The following is a 19,097-nucleotide window of genomic DNA, read 5'->3' as shown; positions in this document are numbered from 1 at the left end:
CGCATGGAACGACACATACTTGCTCAGCCTCATCAGCCAAATGCGATAGCCCTGCCCCGCAGAGGGGGGGAGGGAGAGGCGCGGTATCTTTCGTGTAATCTGCCGACATGATGTGTGAATCCGCAAGCCCGCAAAGGGGGGAGGGCAGGCGTCGCGGCCGTTGAATGCGGGTCAGCCCGGAACGCTCCTCGCCGAGCCACCCCCAACGCGAACAAACAAAAACTCAAACCGCACGCCCGCGGCGGCCCTCGACCAGCCACATGGCGAGCACGGCGGCGGCAAGCGCCGCAAGGGCCGCGAGGCCCAGCGCCAGCGGGTAGACCTCGACGCCGCGGATGTTGGCGCTGTCGCTCGGGCGGAAGCCAATCCAGTCGCCGCCGGCCAGGCGGCCGCTGCGCACGGTGGCGAGGCGCGGCACCTGGGTGGTGCCGCCGGCATCCGCGACCCGGCGGATCGAGCCGCCGGAGCCTTCGGCCACCGCCTTCAGGCGTTCGGTATCGCTGAACACGTCGGCGAGTTCGCGCGGATTGGCGGGGCCGACGCTGACGAAGGCCACGAGGTTGCCCGAGCGCAGGGTGTGCAGCCCCAGGGTCTCCGCGTCGAAGGTGGCGGTGAACAGGCCGGGCTCGCCGGGCTTGAGGGTCAGCGTCGTGACCTTGCCGGTCGGGCCGGTGACGGTGACCGGCTCGACCTGCTCGGCCATGGTCTGCCGCTCGACCCGCACCTCGCGGCCGCGGCCGGTGGTCTGGGCACGCAGGGCCTCCTCTTCGAGGGCCGGCTCCTTCATCAACCAATGGGCGAGGCGGCGCAGCAGGTCGAGATAGGGGCCGCCCTCCTGATAGCCCCGCGCCCAGAGCCAGGTATGGTCGGACAGGAGCAGCGCGACCCGGCCCTTGTCCTCGCGCGACAGGGCGAGCAGCGGCAGCCCCTCGGCGCCGGACAGGATCGGCTGGATGCCGGGCCGGGTGCGGGCCTGGACGATGCGCAGCCAGTCGCCCCAGGCGGGCGGGTTGGCGTCCGAGCCCGGCAGATCGCGGGTGACCGGGTGGCGCTGGCCGACCTGCGTCGGGGTCGCCTTGTAGGGGCGCTCGACCACGCGCCCGTCCGGATCGCCCGGCAGGATGCCGGCGAGCCGGGTGCGGGCCAGGCTCGCCGGGCCGGCATATTCGGGGCCGGCGGCGACGAGGAGCGCCCCGCCCTCGCGGACGTAGCGGACGATATTGTCGAAATAGGCCTGCGGCAGCACGCTCTGGTTGGCGTAGCGGTCGAAGATGATCAGGTCGAAATCCTTGATCTTCTGGACGAACAGCTCGCGGGTCGGGAACGCGATCAGCGACAGTTCGGAGATCGGCGTGCCGTCCTGCTTCTCCGGCGGGCGCAGGATGGTGAAGTGCACGAGGTCGACGTTGGCGTCGGATTTCAGCAGGTTGCGCCAGGTCCGCTCGCCCTGGTGCGGCTCGCCGGAGACCAGCAGCACCCGGAGCTTCTCGCGGATGCCCTCGATCGGCAGCACCGCGCGGTTGTTGACCGTGGTGAGTTCGCCCGGCAGCGGCTCGACCTCGATCTCGACGACGTTCGGGCCGCCATGCTCGATCCGGGTGGTCAGCGCGAACGGCTTGTCGGTGGGTACGTCCCGCCGGCCGATCTCCTCGCCGTCGCGGCGGATCGTGACGACCGCGTGGCCGGTGCCGCCGCGCTCCATCACCTCGGCGCGGATCGTGAGATCCTTGCCGACGATGCCGAAGCGCGGCGCCTCCAGGAGTTTGATCTGGCGGTCGCGCTCGTCCGGATGGCCGGTGACGAGGACGTGGAGCGGCGCCTTGATGCCGAGTTGCGCCATCGAAGCGGGGATGTCGTGCACCACGCCGTCGGTGAGCATCACGATGCCGGCGAGCCGCTCGGGCGGCACGTCGGCCAAAGCCTGGCCCAGCGCCGTGAACAGCTTGGTGCCGTCGTCGCCGTCCTTGGCGTCGGGCACGTCGATGAAGCGCGGCTCGATGTTGGTGAGCGCGCCGAAGCGGCGCTGCAGCTCGGCCCGGACCGCATCGGTCATCTGCGGCCGGTCGCCCAACGCCTGCGAACCGGAGCGGTCGACCACGATGGCCGCGATGTCCTTCACCGGCTCGCGGTCCTCCCGCACCAGGGCGGGGTTGGCGAGCGCCGCCAGAACCAGGGCAAGCACCAGCGCGCGCAGCAGAGCGGTCCGGCCCCGGGCCACGAAGGCGAGCAGAGCCAGGACGACGACGATCAGCCCGAGGGCGGCCAGGACCGGCCAGGGGAGGAGGGGGGTGAAGCTGAGGCTCAGCATGGCGTGCAAGCCTCCGAGATTGGCGTGAGGGATGTAGCGATGGGCCCATCAGACCCCCTCATCCTGAGGTGCCGCGTCAGCGGCCTCGAAGGAGGGCTCCAGGGATCGCGCGGCCGGCTGGAGGGCTCCTTCGAGGCGCCCGCTGCGCGGCCGCACCTCAGGATGAGGGGGGTTGGTGGGAGCAGGCGCTGCCCGGGGACTGTGTCCAAAGAAATCACTGCCCCAGCCGCTCCAGCAGCGCGGGAACGTGGACCTGGTCCGCCTTGTAGTTTCCGGTGAGCGTGTAGATCACGATGTTGACGCCGCCCCGGAAGGCCATCTCGCGCTGGCGCTGGTCGCCGCCGACCACCGGGTAGAGCGGTTCGCCGCGGCGGCCCACCGCCCAGGCGGCGGCGAGGTCGTTGCCGGTGATGATGATCGGGCTGACGCCGTCGCCGGCCCGGGCCGGGCGGCGCTCGGCGCCCTCCGCCGCGGGGGGGAGTGCCTCGACCCAGGTCTGGCCGGTGGCGTAGCGGCCGGGGAAGCTGTCGACGAGATAGAACGCCTTGGTCAGGACGTGGTCGAGGGGCACCGGCTCCAGCTCCGGCACTTCGAGGGTCGCCAGCATCTTGCGCAGGTAGGCCGCCTCCGGGGAGGGCGGCCCACCCGGGCGGGTCGTGAGCGCGTCGCGGGTATCGAACAGGACCGTGCCGCCGTTGCGCATGAACGCGTCGATCTTGCGGATCGCCGTCTCCGAGGGCTGGGGCCGCGACGGCGCGATCGGCCAGTAGATCAGCGGGTAGAAGGCGAGCTCGTCCTTGGCCGGGTCGATCCCGGCGGGCTCGCCCGGTTCGAGGGCGGTGCGCGAGGCAAGCATCTGGGTCAGGCCGGACAGGCCGGTCCGGCTCGCCTCATCAACGGCGGCGTCGCCGGTGATCACGTAGGCCAGCCGGGTGACCAGCGCCGATTCGATGCCGTTCGGCCGGTTGGCCGCGGGCTCCTCGGCGCGCAGCGGCTGCGCCGGCAGGGCGGCGAACAGCACGAGGCCCGCGACGGCCAGCGCCGCCGGGCGTCCGCGCAGGCGGCTCGCCCAGGCGGAGCGGCGCAGGAAGCCGCCGAGCCACAGTCCCGCCAGGGTGTCGAGGGCGAGCAGCAGCAGCGCCAGGGTGAACAGGGTCGGGCGCAGGTCCAGGGTCTCGGCTCCGGCGAGGGTTCCGATCCGGGCGCCGTCCAGCGCCGCGGTATCGAGGGGCTTCAGGCGGTCGTCGGGCTTGAGGGCGTTGACGCTGATGCCGCCGTCCGCCGGTCCGTAGAAGCCCGGCGGGTGCTCGGCATTCCCCCGGTCTGCGTAATCGGCGGCCACCGCGGTGGCCGAGGCGGGGGGCGAGCCTAGCGCGCCGAACCCGTCCAGCGTCGCCCGGGGGGCGAGCACGATTGCGGACGCGCGGTTCGCCTCGCCCGCGGGGGGCGCCGAGGTGCCGGCCAGGCCGACCACGCGCCGGAGCATGTCGATGAACAGCCCCGACAGCGGCAGGTTCGACCAGGTCGTGTCGGCGGTGACGTGGAACAGCACCAGCGTGCCCTGACCGCGCTTCTGCGCGGTGACGATCGGCGTGCCGTCCTGCAGGGAGGCCCAGGTCCGGTTCGGCAGGTCGCCGTCCGGTTCGGCCAGGATCTGGCGGCGCACGCCGATATCGGCCGGCGGCGTCAGGCCGGCGAAGGGGCTCTCGGGTGGGAACGGCGCCAGGGTCTTGGGGCTGTCCCAGGACAGCGTGCCGCCGAGCGTCCGGTTGCCCCGGCGCAGGCGGACCGGCACGAGCGGGTCGTTGCCGGCGGCGAGCCGGGGGCCGGCGAAGCGCAGCAGCATGCCGCCGGCCTTCACGAAGCTCTCGACCCGGGCGGTGGTCTTCTCATCGAGCGCGCCGACATCGGCGAGCACCAGCACCGAGACCTGGTTGTCGAGGAGCTGGTTGATCGATTCCGCGGTGCCCTTGGCGCCGCGCGCCTCCTGCACGTCCGCGAAGGGCTGGAGCGCCCGGGCGAGGTAGTAGGTCGGCGCCAGGAGCGGCTGGGCCTGGTCGAGGGTGCCGCCGAACACCAGGCCGACCCGGCGGCGCTTGCCGCGTTCGTCCTGGAGCACCACGGCCCCGGCCGAGCGCTCCCCTGCGATCTCCAGGCGACTGATGCTGTTGCGCAGCTCCACGGGCATCTCGAACGTCGCCGTCGCCTCGGTGGCGTCGGCCGCGAAGGCGATGTCGCGCTCGGCCAGCGGCAGGCCCTTCTGGTCGAGCGCCCGGATCACGCCGGCGTCGCGCCCGTTCGGGGCAGCGCGCAGGGCCCGGGCCGTGAGGGTGCCGCCGGTCTCGGAGGCGGTGAGCGCCAGGGCCGGCGGCCTGTCGGCGCGCAGCACCGTCAGGGCGGCGCCGCTGCCGCCGACGAGGTCGGCCAGGCCCTTGGCGAAGCGCTCGTCGCTCGCCCCGGCGACGCCGTCGCTGATCCAGACGAGGCCGGCGCCGCGGTTCTTCTCAAGGAACGTCCCGATGCTGGCGAGATGCGCGTCCCGCGTCGGCAGGATCGGGCGGGGCGCCAGGGCGCGCAGGCGTTCCAGGGCGGCTGCCGGGGTCTTGGCCTCGAAGGCCGCGGGCGGCTCGGCCAGGCCGATCACCGCCACGGGCCGGCCGTCCCGGGCCGCGCCCTCGACGGCGTCGGTGGCGACCCGCAGCCGGTCGCGCCAGTCGTGGGCGGCCGGGAAGCCGTTGTCGAGGAGCACGAGGAGCGCGCTGCGCCCGCCGCCCGCCCCGACGCCGCCGGGATTCCAGACCGGGCCGGCCACCGCGAGGATCAACGCGGCGGCGATCAACAGGCGCAGGAGCAGCACCCAGGGCGGGGTGCGTGCCGGCGTCTGCCGCTGTGGGATCAGGTCGGCGACGAGCTTGAGCGGCGGGAAGTCGATCCGCCGGGGGCGCGGCGGCGTCACCCGCAGCAGGAACCACAGGGCCGGCAGGCCGATCAGGGCGGCGAGCGCCAGGGGCGCCGCGAAGGTCAGACCGAGCATGGCGGCCTCACTCCGGGCCGCGCGCGGCGATCAGCGTGGCGAGCCGCAGGGCCGCCTCGCTCGCCGGGCGGTCGGTGCGGTGGATGGTGAGCGTCCAGCCCTGCTGGCGGGCGATCGCCTGCAGGGCGGCGCGGTGCTCGGCGATGCGGGCGCGGTAGCGGTCGCCCCAGGCGCCGGCATCGCCGATATCGAGGCTGAGCCCGCCTTCGAGATCGTGCAGCACGGCCTGGCCCGAGAACGGGAAGGTCTCCTCGATCGGATCCACGACCATCAGCAGGTGGCCGCGGCTGCCCCGTCCGGCCAGGGCCTGGATTGCGGTCGCGATCCGGCTCGGATCGGTGAGGAAGTCGCCGATCAGCACGACCTCGTCGAAGCGCGCCGGGCTCGCACGGGGCGGCAGGTCCTGCTCCAGGCCGGCCTTGTCGGCGACCAAGGCCTGGATCATCCGCTCGACGATCCCCCGCGACGCCGTCGCCCGGGTCAGCCCCAGGAGCCCGACCCGCTCGCCGCCCTCCACGAAGGCGTCGGCGAGCGCGAGCCCGAGGACCAGGGCGCGCTCGACCTTCGACGCCGAGGCTAGGTCGGACGAAAACCCCATCGAGGCGGAGCGGTCCATCCACAGCCAGATATTGTGGGCCGCCTCCCATTCCCGCTCGCGCACGTAGAGCCGGTCGTCCCGGGCCGAGCGGCGCCAGTCGACCCGCGCCGCGGCCTCGCCGGTGACGAAGGGGCGGAACTGCCAGAAGCTCTCGCCCGGACCGGCCCGGCGGCGGCCGTGCAGGCCGTGGGCCAGGAGGCTCGACACCCGCCGCGCCTCCAGCACGAGGCGGGGCATCCTTTCGGAGAGGGCCGTCGCGCCCTCGCTCTCGCGCCTGCCGGGGGTGCGCCGTTCGGAGTCGAGGGCGTGGGTCCCGACCAAGGCTAAAGCTTCTCGGCGAGCTTGCCGATCAGGCCCTCGATGGTCTCGCCGTCGGCGCGGGCGGTGTAGCTGAGCGCCATCCGGTGCTTGAGCACCGGCTCGGCCAGGGCCTTCACGTCGGCGACCGAGGGCGCGACCCGGCCCTCGATCAGCGCCCGAGCGCGGGCCGCGAGCGTCAGCGCCTGGCTGGCGCGGGGGCCGGGACCCCAGAGCAGCTTGTCCTTCACCAGCGGGTCGCCGCCATCGGGCCGGGCGGCGCGCACGAGGTCGAGGATCGCCTCGACCACGGCCTCGCCCACGGGCAGCCGACGCACCAGGCGCTGGGCGGTGAGCAACTGGTCGGTGGACATCACGGCGTGCGGGCGCACCTCGTCGATGCCGGTGGTCTCGATCAGGATGCGGCGCTCGGCGGCGCGGTCGGGATAGCCGACGTCGATCTCCAGCAGGAACCGGTCGAGCTGCGCCTCGGGCAGCGGGTAGGTACCCTCCTGCTCGATCGGGTTCTGGGTGGCGAGCACGTGGAACGGCCGCGGCAGGTCGTGGCGGGCGCCGGCCACCGAGACGTGGCCCTCCTGCATCGCCTGGAGCAGGGCCGACTGCGTCCGCGGGCTCGCCCGGTTGATCTCGTCGGCCATCAGGAGCTGGGTGAAGACCGGCCCCTGCACGAACCGGAACGCCCGGCGGCGCTCGGCATCCTCCTCAAGGATCTCGGTGCCGAGGATGTCGGACGGCATCAGGTCCGGGGTGAACTGCACGCGCCGGGCGTCGAGGCCGAGCACCGTGCCCAGCGTCTCCACCAGCTTGGTCTTGGCGAGACCCGGCAGGCCGACGAGGAGGCCGTGGCCGCCGGCCAGGATCGTCACCAGGGCGAGATCGACGACCTTCTCCTGGCCGAAGATCACCCCGTGGATCGCGTCCCGGGCCTGACCCACGGCGGCGAGGCAGCTCTCCGCGGTGGCCACGATGCCGTCGTCGAGGCTGGTGGCCGGGCTGATCGCCTGCGTCATGCCGTTGTCCGTCTCCTGTGCAGGGCACCCGAGGCGCCCCTCCGGTCATCCGGTCAATGTGGGGCCGTTCGCACCGGGCTGGCAAGGTCGGGATCGCCGCACGCCGATTCGCGGTCGGATCCGCGAGGCAATGCAACTCCGGTTGCCAGCCTCGGGGGCGCCGCCTCCGGGCAGCCGCGCACCCTTACGTTTTTGGGCGCCGGCCGGTGCCCGGGAGCGAAGTCGTTCGGTCCTCCACCGCTCCCGGGCACGCTTGTTTCAGGACGCGGTTCAGATCTTACCTTCGAGACCCATGGTGTAATACTTGTGCACGATCTTGTCCTGGTTCTCGAGCAGCCAGTCGATCGACGGCTCGTTGGTCATGGCCTTGCGGATCGCCTCGGTCATGCCCTTGCGCTGGATCTCGAACAGCGCCTTGTGATCCACCGTCTCGGCCTGGATCACGCCGGGGCTGAGCCAGACCGAGCAGATGATGCCGAGGTCGTTGGCCTTCTCCTTGGGGATGTAGCCCGCCCGCACGGCGTCGAGCACGCCGTTGGCGATGGCGAACTGCACCGTGCCCATCAGGATCGAGGTGTACTTGCTCTCGGTCACGCTGACCTTGGAGACGCAGAGCGTCACCGGCCGGACCATGATGTCGGTGTTGAGGAGCGCGAAGACGCGGCTGTGGCCGACCACCTGGTCGCCCGTCAGCGTCGCGATCGCGGTGCCGACCGGACCGTCCAGCTCGCCGATGATGACCTCCGGCTCGGACGCGGTGTTCGGCGGGCCGCCCGCCACGAGCGCCTCGCCGGCGCGGAGGATGATGCGTTCACTCATAAAGGTAGGCTCCCTGGGTTGCGGCACGGGGCGGGGGCGGCCGCTGCGGCCGTGCCGACTGGATCGACGGCGCCCCCTCTAGCACGCGCTCCGGCATCCGTCGGCTCCGCCGCGATGCCGCTGCCGGCTCGGTGAACCTGTCCTGGCCCAACCTGTCCTGGCCCTTGGCGCGGGCGAGCCGGACCAGTAGGAAGGCGCGCGAGGCCGGGGCGACCGGCTGAACCTCCTGATGTCTCTCGCGGATTGCGGCGTAGGCAGCACAGCGGGCCTCCCGCGTATCCGGTACACACCATGCGCCTTCGAGATGTGTTCGTCGCCGGGCCCGCGCGGTCCCTCACGCGCCCGCTGGCCCGGCGCCTGAAGCGGCGGCGGACGAGCGAGCCCCGTCAGGCGGATCTGGTGGCGGCCGTGAAGGCCTCGGGCCTGTTCGATCCGGCCTGGTACGGGCGGCGCTATCCCGACGTGGTCGGCGAGGGGATTGACCCGCTCGTGCACTACGCGGTGCATGGCGGGCGCGAGGGCCGCTGGCCGTCGCCGCTGTTCCACGGCGACCGCTACCTCGACGCCGTCCCGGGCCTGCGCGCCGAGGGCGTGAACCCGCTGATCCACTACGTCGAGCGCGGCGCCGACGCCGGCATCGCCCCCAACCCGCTGTTCGACCCGGACTGGTACGCGCAGCGCTATCTCGGCGGCGCCGACGCCCGCGCCCGGGCGTTCTTCCACTTCCTGAAGAGCCCCGACACCGACCCGTCGCCGCTGTTCGACTCCGCCTGGTACCGATCGCGCTACCCGGATGCCCGGGAGGCGGGCGGCATCGCGCTCAGTCACTATTTCGAGACCGGGCGGAAGCAGGGCTACCTGCGCAACCCCGAGGAATTCGCCGGGCTGTCGCGGCACGTCGACCTGATCCGCCGCTCCGGGATCTTCGATGCCGAGTTCTACCGTGGGCGCTGCCCCGAGGCCGAGACCAGCGGGCTCGAGCCGCTGGAGCATTACGTGATGGCCGGCGGATACCGCCGCTACGCCCCGCATCCCCTGTTCGACCCCGATTGGTACGCCGCGCAGTCGGCGGCGGTGCGCGCCGACAGCCTCAACCCGCTGGTGCACTTCCTGGAGCACGGCGCCCGGGAGGGACTCGATCCCGGCCCCTGGTTCGACACGCGCTGGTACACCAAGACCTATCTCGCCGACGACGAGACGGAGGCTAATCCGCTCGCGCATTTCCTGTCCGATAACGGCCGGCGCACGAGCCCGTCCCCGCGCTTCGACGCGCCCTGGTACCTCGCCCGCTACCCCCGCGTCGCGGCGCTCGGGCTCAACCCCCTGGTCGATTACGTCACGACCGGGCTTGAGGCCGGCCGGCTGACCCGCCGGGTCGCCGGCACCGCGGTCCCGGAGGCCGCCGACGCCCGGCTGTCCTGCCTGAAGCGGGAGCCGCGCCGGCACGGCCGCACCGCCCTGTTCATCACCCACGCGCCGGAGGGGCGCATCCGCGGCCATGTCGAGCCCTACCTGCGGGCGTTTTCTGAGAACGGCATCGACATCGTGCTCATCATCGCGGCCGACCAGCACAAGACCGCGGTGCCGGAGGCGATCCTGAAGCTCTGCGCCTCGGCCTACCTGCGCGAGAACACCGGATTCGACTTCGCGGCCTGGGCGCATGTCCTCCTGGAGGACGACGACCTGCTCGATTCCGAGACCCTGTACCTCGCCAACGACAGCCTGGTCGGCCCCCTCGACAGCGGCGACTTCGCGGGGCTGCTGTCGAAGATCGATGCCTACCCGGAGGCGGTGATCGGGCTCGCAGACAACTTCTACTACAGTCACCACCTGCAAAGCTTCTTCCTGGCCCTGAAGAAGCGCTGCGTGTCGTCGTACGCGTTCAACCACTTCATCCAGTCGGTGGCGAACTGGCCGGACAAGAACACGGTCATCACCGAGTACGAGTTGACCTTCTCCGGGCGGATGCGGGCCGCGGGGCTCGGCATGCGCAGCCTGTTCTCGGCCCAGAATAAGCACATGACGCTGGTCAACGACCCGCGCAACAACCGCACCCTGTTCGACTGGGAGAACATGCTCACCCAGGGCTTCCCGTTCGTGAAGCGCTCGCTCCTGGGCGAGCACGCCGCGATCGGCGGCGCGGCGGTGCGCGAGGCGATCGGCGAGCGCGGCTTCGACCTCGACCGGCTCGACCAGACCTTCACGTATCCCGGCCCCAAGATCTGGGCCGACCTGCGCAGGCCGAAGGCGCCGGAGCGGCCCTTGCGCGTCTCCTACGTCTCGCCGATGAACTACGCCAACGGGCTCGGCGTCGCGGCGCGCAGCTACGTGCGGGCGCTGCACCGGGCGCCGTTCGCCCTGAACGTGCATCCGATGGAGCGGTCGTTCCACGTCCATGCCCGGGTCGGGCCGGGCTGGCAGGCCCGGACCTTCTCGGGGGCGCCGGACGTCGCCCTGGTGCATTTCAATGGCGACAGCTGGCACTCCCTGATGAGCGAGCGCCAGCTCGGCATCACCGCGAGCGCCCGGCTCAAGATCGGGCTGTTCGTCTGGGAGACCTCGCACGTCCCCGGCGGCTGGCTGCCCACCGTGGACGGCCTCGACGCGATCTGGGCGCCGACCGAGTTCTGCGCCGCGATCTTCCGCCAGATCACCGACATCCCGGTCGATGTCGTGCCCTACGTGGTCGAGAACGAGCCCGGCGAGCCGGCGAGCGCCGCCGCCAAGGCCAACCTGCGCAAGGCGTTCTCCATCGACCCGGCCAGACGCGTCATCCTCTACGCCTTCGACGGGTCGAGCTACCTCGCCCGCAAGAACCCGCACGCGCTGATCCGCGCGTTCCGGGCGGCGGCGCTGGCGCAATCCGGCTGGCAGCTCGTGCTCAAGACCAAGCACGTGTTCGACCTGCCCGACGAGGGCAAGAAGCTGCTCGACCTCGTCGGCAAGGCCGGGGACGTGGTGGTGATCGACCAGCCGCTGTCCCAGAACGAGCTCGGCGCCCTGTTCGAGCTCTGCGCGGTCTACGCCTCGTCGCATTCCTCGGAAGGCTTCGGCCTGACGATCGCCGAGGCGATGGAGATGGGCAAGGTCGTGGTCGCCACCGATTACGGCGGCAGCCGCGACTTCCTCGACGCCACCTGCGGCTTCCCGGTGAAGGCCGAGATCGCCGCCCTGGACCAGACCTACGGGCCGTATCTGCGCGGCGCCGAATGGGGGCAGGTGGACGAGGACGACCTCGCCCGCGCGCTCACCGACGCCGCCCGGACGGTGACGAGTGGCGATGCCGCGCGGATCGGCGCCGCCGCCCGCGCCCGGATCCGCGAGCGCCTGTCGATCGGCGCGGTGGCCGCCGCCATGGAGGCGAGCCTGTCTCGTCTTCTCAAGGCCGAACGTAGCTGACGCCCGGGAGACGCGCCGTGTTGAACAAAAAACCGGTCCCGGCCCCGTCGGCCTCCTGGAGCGCGCACGCCTGGCCGGACGCGATCCTGCCGCTACCCCTCGACGAGCGGTTCCACCCGGTCGACGAGCGGAAGCTCGGCCAGATCGCCGCCGGCCAGCTTCCCGCCTGCCGGGCCGTGTTCGTGGCCCCGGCCGCGTCCGATCTGCATCCGGACCTGTTCGCGCCGATCCTCGCCGCGATGGCCGAGCGGCCGGATATCGGCATCTTCTACGGCGACGACGCCGTGGTGGACGGCGCGGGCCAGGTCCGCAGCGTCCATTGCAAGCCGGCCTTCAACCCGGCACTCCTCATGGCCGACGACTATATCGGCTTCCCGCTGGTGATCCGCGTCTCGGCCCTGGCAGGCCTGACCCCGGATTTCGGCCGGCGTACCGGCAACGCCGCCTGGTTCCGGCTGCTGCTCGACGCGCTCTCGGCGGGCGTCGGCATCGACCGGATCCCGCAGACGCTGATCGCCTCGCCGCTCGCCCGCCCGAAGGCGAAGCGCGCCGCCCGCGCCGACGTGCTCGACCGCTGGTTCCAGGGCTCGGGCGCGTCCCTGCGCACCGCCCCCGGCCTGACTCCGGACACGCTGGAGATCCGCCGCAGCCTCGATGCGCGCCCAGTCGTGACCCTGGTGGTGCCCACCGCCCAGACCCGGCCCCGGAACGAGGACGGGAGCCCGATCGCGGGCGCCAAGCCGCACGTCATCACCTTCCTCGACAGCCTCGCCCGCAGCAGCTACCCGGCGGACCGGATCCGGGTGCTGATCGGCGACGACAAGACCGACGACGCGATCTACCGGGGCCGCTCCGACCGGTTCGCGGTGACCCGCCTGCTCACCACGCGGCCCGAGGGCGCGCCGTTCAACTACGCGGCCAAGATGAATACCCTCTGGCGCGCCGCCGAGACCGACCTCGTCATCCTGATGAACGACGACCTCGTGGTGCGCCGCCCCGGCTGGATCGAGGCGCTGCTGACCTTCGCGCTCGACCGCGGCGTCGGCGGCGTCGGCGGGCGGCTGCTGTTCCCGAGCGGCAAGATCCAGCATGCCGGCATGTTCGGCGGCATCTTCGATGTCTGCGCCCATCCCTGGTACAACCGCGACGCGGCCGAGCCGACCTACGGCGACTGGGCGCTGGCGCATCGCGACTGCTCGTCGGTGACGGGCGCGCTGTTCGCCACGCGCAAGGCGGTGCTGGAAGCGGTGAACGGCTTCGACGAGAGCTTCGCCCTCGACTTCAACGACGTCGACCTGTGCTTCAAGCTGCGGATGCTCGGCTACCGCATCGTCTACACGCCGTTCGCCGAGATGGCGCACCACGAGAGCGCCTCGCGGCAGACCAGCTTCGCCCCGGGCTCCCAGATCTCCCGTTTCCTGCGCCGCTGGCACGACGTGCTGACCGACGACCCGGCCTACAGCCCGCAGCTGCGCACCGACACCGACGTGGTCGCCCCCCGGGCCGACGCGGCGCGGTGGGTGAGCGAGCGAAGAGCAGGGCAGACGGCCTGAGCCTGCCAAGCTCGAGACCGTGCGCCGCTCCTCCTCATTGATCGGGTAGCGAAGCCAAAAGGTGTCGCACGAAGCGCGGGTCCCCTCTCCCGTGCGGGAGAGGGACAGGGTGAGGGGTGCGACCTCTCCGAAGAGACCTGGTCCCTCACCCCAACCCTCTCCCGCACGGGAGAGGGGGCGTGTTGCGCCTCACAGATGCCGACCTGCGAGCATCAGAACTTCGGGAGCGACGGCGCGCGTGTCATGTCTGGACGGCGCCTGTTGTCGAACCGCAGACCCGTTGGCATGCAATCCCTCACAGCGCCTCCCCCCGCATCAGCCTGGGCCGCGTGCCCCGGGAGGCCGCGGCCTCGCCGATGAAGAACCGCTTGAGACCGGGCAGGCGGTCGACGATCCCGAGGCCGAGGTCGCGGGCGAGCCGCAGCGGCAGGGCGTCGTTGGAGAACAGCCGGTTCAGCCCGTCGGTGGCCGCCGCCATGGCGAAGCTGTCGAACCGGCGGGCGCGCTCGTAGGCCCGCAGCACGTCCGGGCTGCCGGGATCGAGCCCGAGCCGCAGGGCGCCGGTCACCGCTTCGGCCAAAGCCGCGGCGTCCGCCAGGCCGAGATTGAGGCCCTGCCCGGCGATCGGGTGGATGACGTGGGCCGAATCGCCGAGCAGCGCCAGCCGCTCCGCCCGGAACGCCCGGGCGATGCCGAAGGCCAGCGGGTGCCGGCTCGGCCCGTGCTCCAGGGCCAGCGCGCCCAAATCCAGGGTGAACCGGCGCTCGATCTCGGCCAGCACCGCGTCGGGCTCGCCCGAAAGCAGCGCGTCGGCCTCGTCGGCCCGCTCGGTCCAGACGATCGAGGAGCGGTGGCCGAGCGACCCGCCATCCCGCAGGGGCAGGATCGCGAAGGGGCCGGCGGGCAGGAAATGCTCGAAGGCTCGGCCCTGGTGCGGCCGGGCATGCCCGATCGTGGCGACGATCCCGACCTGCGGATAGGACCAGCCGACCCAGCCGATCCGCGCCGCCTCCCGCAGGCGCGAGCGCGCCCCGTCGGCGGCCACCAGCAGGTCGGCCCGGAGGCTCTCGCCCGTGGTCAACTCCGCTCGGATCGCCGCGCCCTCCGGCACCGCCCGCACCACGCCCCCCGTGACGATCGCGACGCCCCCGTCCCGGCAGGCCTCGGACAGCGCCCGCGCCAGGGGCTCGGCCTCGACCATGTGGGCGAAGGGCTCGCCCACCGCCCGGTCGGCCTGGTCCTCCTCCTCCCGTCCGAAGGTCAGGAACACCGGCCGCACCGGGTCTGCGAGCCGGCTGTCGGAGATCACCATCTCGGCGACCGGCTCGGCGGCGGCCGCGATGCGCTCCCACAGCCCGAGCTGCGTCAGCATCCGCCGCCCGCCCGCCGCCAGCGCGTAGGCGCGGCCGCGGTGCCGGGCGGGATCGGCACCGTGCGGGTCGATCACGGTCACGGCGAGAGCCGGCCCGTGGGCCTGCTTGAGTGCGAAGGCCAGGGCGAGGCTGGCGAGGCCGCCGCCGGCGATCAGGAGGCTGCGGCTGCCGGGGCGGGGCGTCTGGGCCGTCATCGTCACGGATCTCCGATCTGGGGGCCGAGCGCGTGGATCGCTCCGCCCGAAAGGCCTATGTCGCGTTTGGACGACGAACGGAAACCCCGCGACTCATGACCGACGCCACCACCGACGCGATGACCGACGCGGTCGCCGAGCTCATCGCCATCCTCGACCTCGAGCGTCTCGAGGTCGATCTATTCCGCGGCCAGAACCCCAAGACCGGCTGGCGCCGGGTGTTTGGGGGCCAGGTGGTGGCCCAGGCCCTGGTGGCCGCCACCCGCACGGTGCCGGACGACCGGCCGGCCCATTCGCTCCACGCCTATTTCATGCTCCCGGGCGATCCCCGCGCGCCGATCGTCTACGAGGTCGAGCGCATCCGCGACGGGCGCAGCTTCACCACCCGGCGGGTCAAGGCGATCCAGCACGGGCGGGCGATCTTCGCCACCACGATCTCCTACCAGGTCTCCGAGGGCGGGTTCGAGCACCAGCCCGGCAGGCCGGCCGTGGCCGGGCCGGACGGCCTCCTCGACGGCAAGGCGCTGGCGGCCGCCGGCGCCTCCGGCATGCCCGAGGCGGTCGCCGCCTATTTCGGCCGCGAGCGCCCGATCGAGCTGCGACCGGTGGACCTCGACCGCTACACCGCCCGCCGCAAGGACGGGTCGCGCCCCGATCCGGTGTTCAATGTCTGGCTGCGGGCGGCCTCGGCCCTGCCGGACGACCCGGCCCTGCATCGGGCGGTGCTGGCCTATGCATCCGACATGACCCTGCTCGACGTGTCGCTGATCCCGCATGCCAGCTCGGTGTTCGATCCCGACATCCAGGCGGCGAGCCTCGACCACGCCCTGTGGTTCCACCGCCCGGTCCGGGTCGACGACTGGCTGCTCTACGCTCAGGACAGCCCGGCCGCCGGCGGCGCCCGCGGCTTCGCCCGTGGGGAGATCTTCGACCGCGCCGGCAACCTCGTCGCCTCGGTGGCGCAAGAGGGTCTGATCCGGCCGCATGGGGGATGAGGTCACGGCGCGGAACGACTCCTCTTTCGATCCGCGCGGCGAGGGCGGCCCCCGGGATGGCGGGGTGGGCGCCCGATGCAACGGGGTTCAACGGAGGCTTTAAGCCACCGTATCGCCCATCGCCCGCGGATTAAGGAGCCTTCGCCAACGTGCGTTGCAAAAATGCATCGCCATGATGTGCCGTTTTATCAATCGTTTGCACGCCTTATGGGCAACACTCCGACGCAGCGTGCTCAACGCTTCGCCTAACGGGTCTATTTGCTGGGCATAAGCGCGTCCGGCTGAAAAGTTCCCCGCCAAGCTCGGGTGGCATAGTCCTTGAATAGCCCCGCTCAACCGCGGGCCAGCCCGGCTCGGCGGGCGGCTCTGATCGGGCCGCCGCGTGGATCGGGCGACGGCATCGGTTCCCAGGGACTCGGTAAGGGGGCGCCGCCCATGAAGATCGTGATGGCCATCATCAAGCCGTTCAAGCTGGAGGAGGTGCGCGACGCGCTCACCGGAATCGGCGTCCACGGCCTGACGGTGACGGAAGTGAAGGGCTACGGCCGCCAGAAGGGCCACACCGAGATCTACCGCGGCGCGGAATACGCGGTGAGCTTCCTGCCCAAGCTCAAGATCGAGGTCGCGGTCGCCTCCGACCTGACCGCCAGCGTCATCGACGCCATCGCGGCGGCGGCCCGCACCGGCCAGATCGGCGACGGCAAGATCTTCGTGCTGCCCCTCGAGAAGGCGGTGCGCATCCGGACCGGCGAGACCGACGCCGACGCGCTCTGAGCCGGCCCGCCGACAGCCTCAACCTTTACGCAACGCGCAACGCATCGTGACCGGAGCCACCTGTCCATGAAAGTCCGTAACGCCCTGATGCTCGGCTTGGGAGGCGCGGCGCTCGCCGCCCTCCTGATCGAGCCATCCCTCGCGCAGACCCCGGTTCCGGAAGCCGCCTCCGCGGCTCCGGCCGCCGCCGCCGTGCCGCTGCCCAACAAGGGCGACACCGCCTGGATGATGATCTCCGCGGCCCTCGTGCTGATGATGAGCGTGCCGGGCCTGGCACTGTTCTACGGCGGCCTCGTGCGCACCAAGAACATGCTGTCGGTGCTGACCCAGGTGTTCGCGATCGTGTCGATCGTCGGCCTGCTGTGGGTGTTCTACGGCTACAGCCTCGCCTTCACCAACGGCGGCGGCATCAACGACTTCGTCGGCGGCCTGTCCAAGGCGTTCCTGAAGGGCATCGACGCCAACTCGACGGTGGCGACCTTCTCCAACGGCGTCGTGATCCCCGAATACGCCTATCTGTGCTTCCAGATGACGTTCGCGATGATCACCCCGGCGCTGATCGTCGGCGCCTTCGCGGAGCGGATGAAGTTCTCCGCCCTGGTGGTGTTCACGATCCTCTGGGTCACGCTCATCTACTTCCCGATGGCCCACATGGTCTGGTACTGGGCCGGCCCGGATGCCGTCGGCAACGCCGCCAAGGCGCTGGCCGCCGCCACGGACGACGCCTCGAAGGCGACCGCCCAGGCGGCGCTCGACGCGGTCAACAAGGATGCGGGCTTCCTCTTCCAGAAGGGCGCCCTCGACTTCGCCGGCGGCACCGTGGTGCACATCAACGCGGGCATCGCCGGCTTCGTCGGCTGCCTGATCATGGGCAAGCGCATCGGCTACGGCCGCGACCTGCTCGCCCCGCACTCGCTGACCATGACCATGATCGGCGCCTCGCTGCTGTGGGTCGGCTGGTTCGGCTTCAACGCCGGCTCGAACCTCGAGGCCAACGGCACCGCCGCGCTCGCGATGCTCAACACCTTCGTGGCGACCTGCGCCGCCGCGGTGGCGTGGCTGTTCGCCGAGTGGGCGCTCAAGGGCAAGCCGTCGCTGCTCGGCATGCTCTCGGGCGCGGTGGCGGGCCTCGTGGCCGTCACCCCGGCCTCGGGCTTCGCCGGCCCGATGGGCTCGATCGTGCTCGGCCTCGTGGCCGGCGTGGTCTGCTTCGTGATGTGCTCCACCGTGAAGAACGCGCTCGGCTACGACGACTCCCTCGACGTGTTCGGCGTGCACTGCATCGGCGGCATCCTGGGCGCCCTGGCGACCGGCATCCTGGTCGACCCGAACCTCGGCGGCGTCGGCATCCCCGACTACACCTCGAAGCCGGGCGAGCTGGCGGTCGGTGCCTACGACATGGTGAGCCAGCTCATCATCCAGGCGGAGGCGGTCGGCCTGACCCTGCTGTGGTCCGGCATCGGCTCGGCGATCCTCTACAAGCTCGTCGACCTGACGATCGGCCTGCGGGTGACCCAGGAAGAGGAGCGCGAGGGCCTCGACATCGCCGACCACGGCGAGCGCGCCTACAACTACTAGGGCGCTCTGGGCCGACGTAGACACCGGTTCGGCACAAGAGATCGCGTCCCGACAAAGCCTTGGAGCCATTTCCGATTGCAACGCGGTCGGGAACGGCTCCAGAGCATCGCCCCGAAAGGCGGTAGCCGGCTTTCGGAAAAGCCGACGCAAGAACAAAGACCGAGCGCGGCCCTGCGGGGCGGCGCTCCGCGAACGAAAAGCCTCGGCTCCGTGTGAGCCGGGGCTTTTTCATGTCGGAGCCCCGGGCGGCAGGGGCTTCCCCTGGGCCGGGGCCCGGGCCGGGGCTGGGATTGGGTCTCGGTCCGGCACCGCCCGCGACGGGCGGGCCGTCAGGATCTCACGCGACGGCGCGTTTCTCGATCACGCGGGTCTCGACCATGTCCGCGGGCTCGTAGATCCAGCGTGCCATCGCTCCGGCGGTCATCGCCCCGAGGATCGGCGCCAGCCAGAACAACCAGAGCTGCGTCACGTAGGGGCCGCCGGCGATCAGGGCCGGCCCTGTGCTGCGAGCCGGGTTGACCGACGTGTTGGTCACCGGGATCGAGATGAGGTGAATCAGCACCAGGGCGAACCCGATCGGGATGCCGGCGAAGCCGGCGGCCGCGCCCTTCGAGGTCGTGCCGACGATGATGAACACGAAGAAGAACGTCGTCAGGAACTCGGTGACGAGGCAGGCCGTGAGGCTGTACTTCCCCGGGCTGAGATCGCCGTAGCCGTTGGCGGCGAATCCGTTCGGGATCCATCCGGCCTTCCCCGCCGCGATCACGTAGAGCACGCCCGCCGCCAGGATCGCGCCGACGACCTGGGCGGCGATGTAGGGAAGCACGTGCCGGTTCGCGCACCGCCGCGCCGACCACAGGCCAAGCGTCACGGCCGGGTTGAAGTGCCCGCCCGAGATGTGCCCGACCGCGTACGCCATCGTCAGCACGGTGAGGCCGAACGCGAAGGCTACGCCGAGGAAGCCGATGCCGAGTTCCGGAAAGGCCGCCGACAGGACCGCCGCACCGCATCCGCCGAAGGTGAGCCAGAAGGTGCCGAAGAACTCGGCGGTCGCCCGGCGCATCGTGTCGTGATCCATGTCGGAACCTCTCGAATGCTGGATTGGCGGGATGATAGAAGGATCTCAAGCTCGTAAGCTTCGCCG

The 19,097-nt window shown here is 71.6% G+C and carries 12 protein-coding genes; 5 read left to right on the top strand and 7 right to left on the bottom strand.

Annotation, left to right across the window (positions count from 1 at the left end):
* Positions 1 to 223: 223 nt before the first annotated feature.
* From MFF40_RS19020 to MFF40_RS19000, 5 genes are all read right to left on the bottom strand, one after another.
* Complete coding sequence (locus tag MFF40_RS19020; protein WP_147896978.1) at positions 224 to 2,308, bottom strand: hypothetical protein; 2,085 nt, start codon at positions 2,306 to 2,308, stop codon at positions 224 to 226.
* A 214-nt stretch (positions 2,309 to 2,522) separates the two neighbouring features.
* A complete protein-coding gene (locus MFF40_RS19015; protein ID WP_238261776.1) occupies positions 2,523 to 5,342 on the bottom strand; it encodes a DUF4159 domain-containing protein in 2,820 nt (939 codons plus the stop codon).
* A 7-nt stretch (positions 5,343 to 5,349) separates the two neighbouring features.
* Positions 5,350 to 6,261: a DUF58 domain-containing protein gene (locus MFF40_RS19010; RefSeq protein WP_147856947.1), complete on the bottom strand. Its 912-nt coding sequence runs from the start codon at positions 6,259 to 6,261 to the stop codon at positions 5,350 to 5,352.
* A 2-nt stretch (positions 6,262 to 6,263) separates the two neighbouring features.
* Positions 6,264 to 7,268, bottom strand: a complete 1,005-nt coding sequence (locus MFF40_RS19005) for an AAA family ATPase (protein ID WP_147856948.1) — start codon at positions 7,266 to 7,268, stop codon at positions 6,264 to 6,266.
* Positions 7,269 to 7,538: 270 nt separating this feature from the next.
* A complete protein-coding gene (locus tag MFF40_RS19000; RefSeq protein ID WP_058192649.1) occupies positions 7,539 to 8,087 on the bottom strand; it encodes a formaldehyde-activating enzyme in 549 nt (182 codons plus the stop codon).
* Positions 8,088 to 8,378: 291 nt separating this feature from the next.
* On the opposite strand from MFF40_RS19000, the gene MFF40_RS18995 reads away from it, so the two are divergent.
* Positions 8,379 to 11,486, top strand: a complete 3,108-nt coding sequence (locus tag MFF40_RS18995) for a rhamnan synthesis F family protein (protein WP_238261774.1) — start codon at positions 8,379 to 8,381, stop codon at positions 11,484 to 11,486.
* 17 nt (positions 11,487 to 11,503) lie between these two features.
* Positions 11,504 to 13,039: a glycosyltransferase family 2 protein gene (locus MFF40_RS18990; RefSeq protein WP_238261772.1), complete on the top strand. Its 1,536-nt coding sequence runs from the start codon at positions 11,504 to 11,506 to the stop codon at positions 13,037 to 13,039.
* A 295-nt stretch (positions 13,040 to 13,334) separates the two neighbouring features.
* Here the strand turns inward: MFF40_RS18990 and MFF40_RS18985 are convergent, their stop codons facing one another.
* Positions 13,335 to 14,606, bottom strand: coding sequence for an FAD-dependent monooxygenase (locus tag MFF40_RS18985; protein WP_147896975.1), 1,272 nt, complete (start codon positions 14,604 to 14,606; stop codon positions 13,335 to 13,337).
* A gap of 95 nt (positions 14,607 to 14,701) precedes the next feature.
* Between MFF40_RS18985 and tesB the strand changes: the two genes are divergently transcribed.
* From tesB to MFF40_RS18970, 3 genes are all read left to right on the top strand, one after another.
* Positions 14,702 to 15,601, top strand: coding sequence for an acyl-CoA thioesterase II (gene tesB / locus MFF40_RS18980; protein WP_147896974.1), 900 nt, complete (start codon positions 14,702 to 14,704; stop codon positions 15,599 to 15,601).
* Between the two features lie 435 nt (positions 15,602 to 16,036).
* Positions 16,037 to 16,375: a P-II family nitrogen regulator gene (locus MFF40_RS18975; RefSeq protein ID WP_147855545.1), complete on the top strand. Its 339-nt coding sequence runs from the start codon at positions 16,037 to 16,039 to the stop codon at positions 16,373 to 16,375.
* 66 nt (positions 16,376 to 16,441) lie between these two features.
* Positions 16,442 to 17,953, top strand: a complete 1,512-nt coding sequence (locus tag MFF40_RS18970) for an ammonium transporter (RefSeq protein ID WP_147855546.1) — start codon at positions 16,442 to 16,444, stop codon at positions 17,951 to 17,953.
* A gap of 337 nt (positions 17,954 to 18,290) precedes the next feature.
* On the opposite strand, the gene aqpZ is transcribed toward MFF40_RS18970, so the two are convergent.
* The gene (aqpZ, locus tag MFF40_RS18965; protein WP_147896973.1) at positions 18,291 to 19,031 is read right to left on the bottom strand and encodes an aquaporin Z; all 741 of its coding nucleotides are present in this window, start codon (positions 19,029 to 19,031) and stop codon (positions 18,291 to 18,293) included.
* Positions 19,032 to 19,097: the final 66 nt, after the last annotated feature.

Origin of the sequence: Methylobacterium mesophilicum (assembly GCF_022179445.1) — a bacterium.
Classification (GTDB): Bacteria; Pseudomonadota; Alphaproteobacteria; order Rhizobiales; family Beijerinckiaceae; genus Methylobacterium; species Methylobacterium mesophilicum.
Note: the sequence above shows the minus strand (reverse complement) of the source record. Positions and strands in the feature narration are given on the sequence as shown.

Coding starts and splice junctions, on each gene's coding strand:
- MFF40_RS19020 (WP_147896978.1), bottom strand. CDS start 2,308: ATGCTGAGCCTCAGCTTCACCCCCCTCCTCCCCTGGCCGGTCCTGGCC.
- MFF40_RS19015 (WP_238261776.1), bottom strand. CDS start 5,342: ATGCTCGGTCTGACCTTCGCGGCGCCCCTGGCGCTCGCCGCCCTGATC.
- MFF40_RS19005 (WP_147856948.1), bottom strand. CDS start 7,268: ATGACGCAGGCGATCAGCCCGGCCACCAGCCTCGACGACGGCATCGTG.
- MFF40_RS19000 (WP_058192649.1), bottom strand. CDS start 8,087: ATGAGTGAACGCATCATCCTCCGCGCCGGCGAGGCGCTCGTGGCGGGC.
- MFF40_RS18995 (WP_238261774.1), top strand. CDS start 8,379: ATGCGCCTTCGAGATGTGTTCGTCGCCGGGCCCGCGCGGTCCCTCACG.
- MFF40_RS18985 (WP_147896975.1), bottom strand. CDS start 14,606: ATGACGGCCCAGACGCCCCGCCCCGGCAGCCGCAGCCTCCTGATCGCC.
- tesB (WP_147896974.1), top strand. CDS start 14,702: ATGACCGACGCCACCACCGACGCGATGACCGACGCGGTCGCCGAGCTC.
- MFF40_RS18975 (WP_147855545.1), top strand. CDS start 16,037: ATGAAGATCGTGATGGCCATCATCAAGCCGTTCAAGCTGGAGGAGGTG.
- MFF40_RS18970 (WP_147855546.1), top strand. CDS start 16,442: ATGAAAGTCCGTAACGCCCTGATGCTCGGCTTGGGAGGCGCGGCGCTC.
- aqpZ (WP_147896973.1), bottom strand. CDS start 19,031: ATGGATCACGACACGATGCGCCGGGCGACCGCCGAGTTCTTCGGCACC.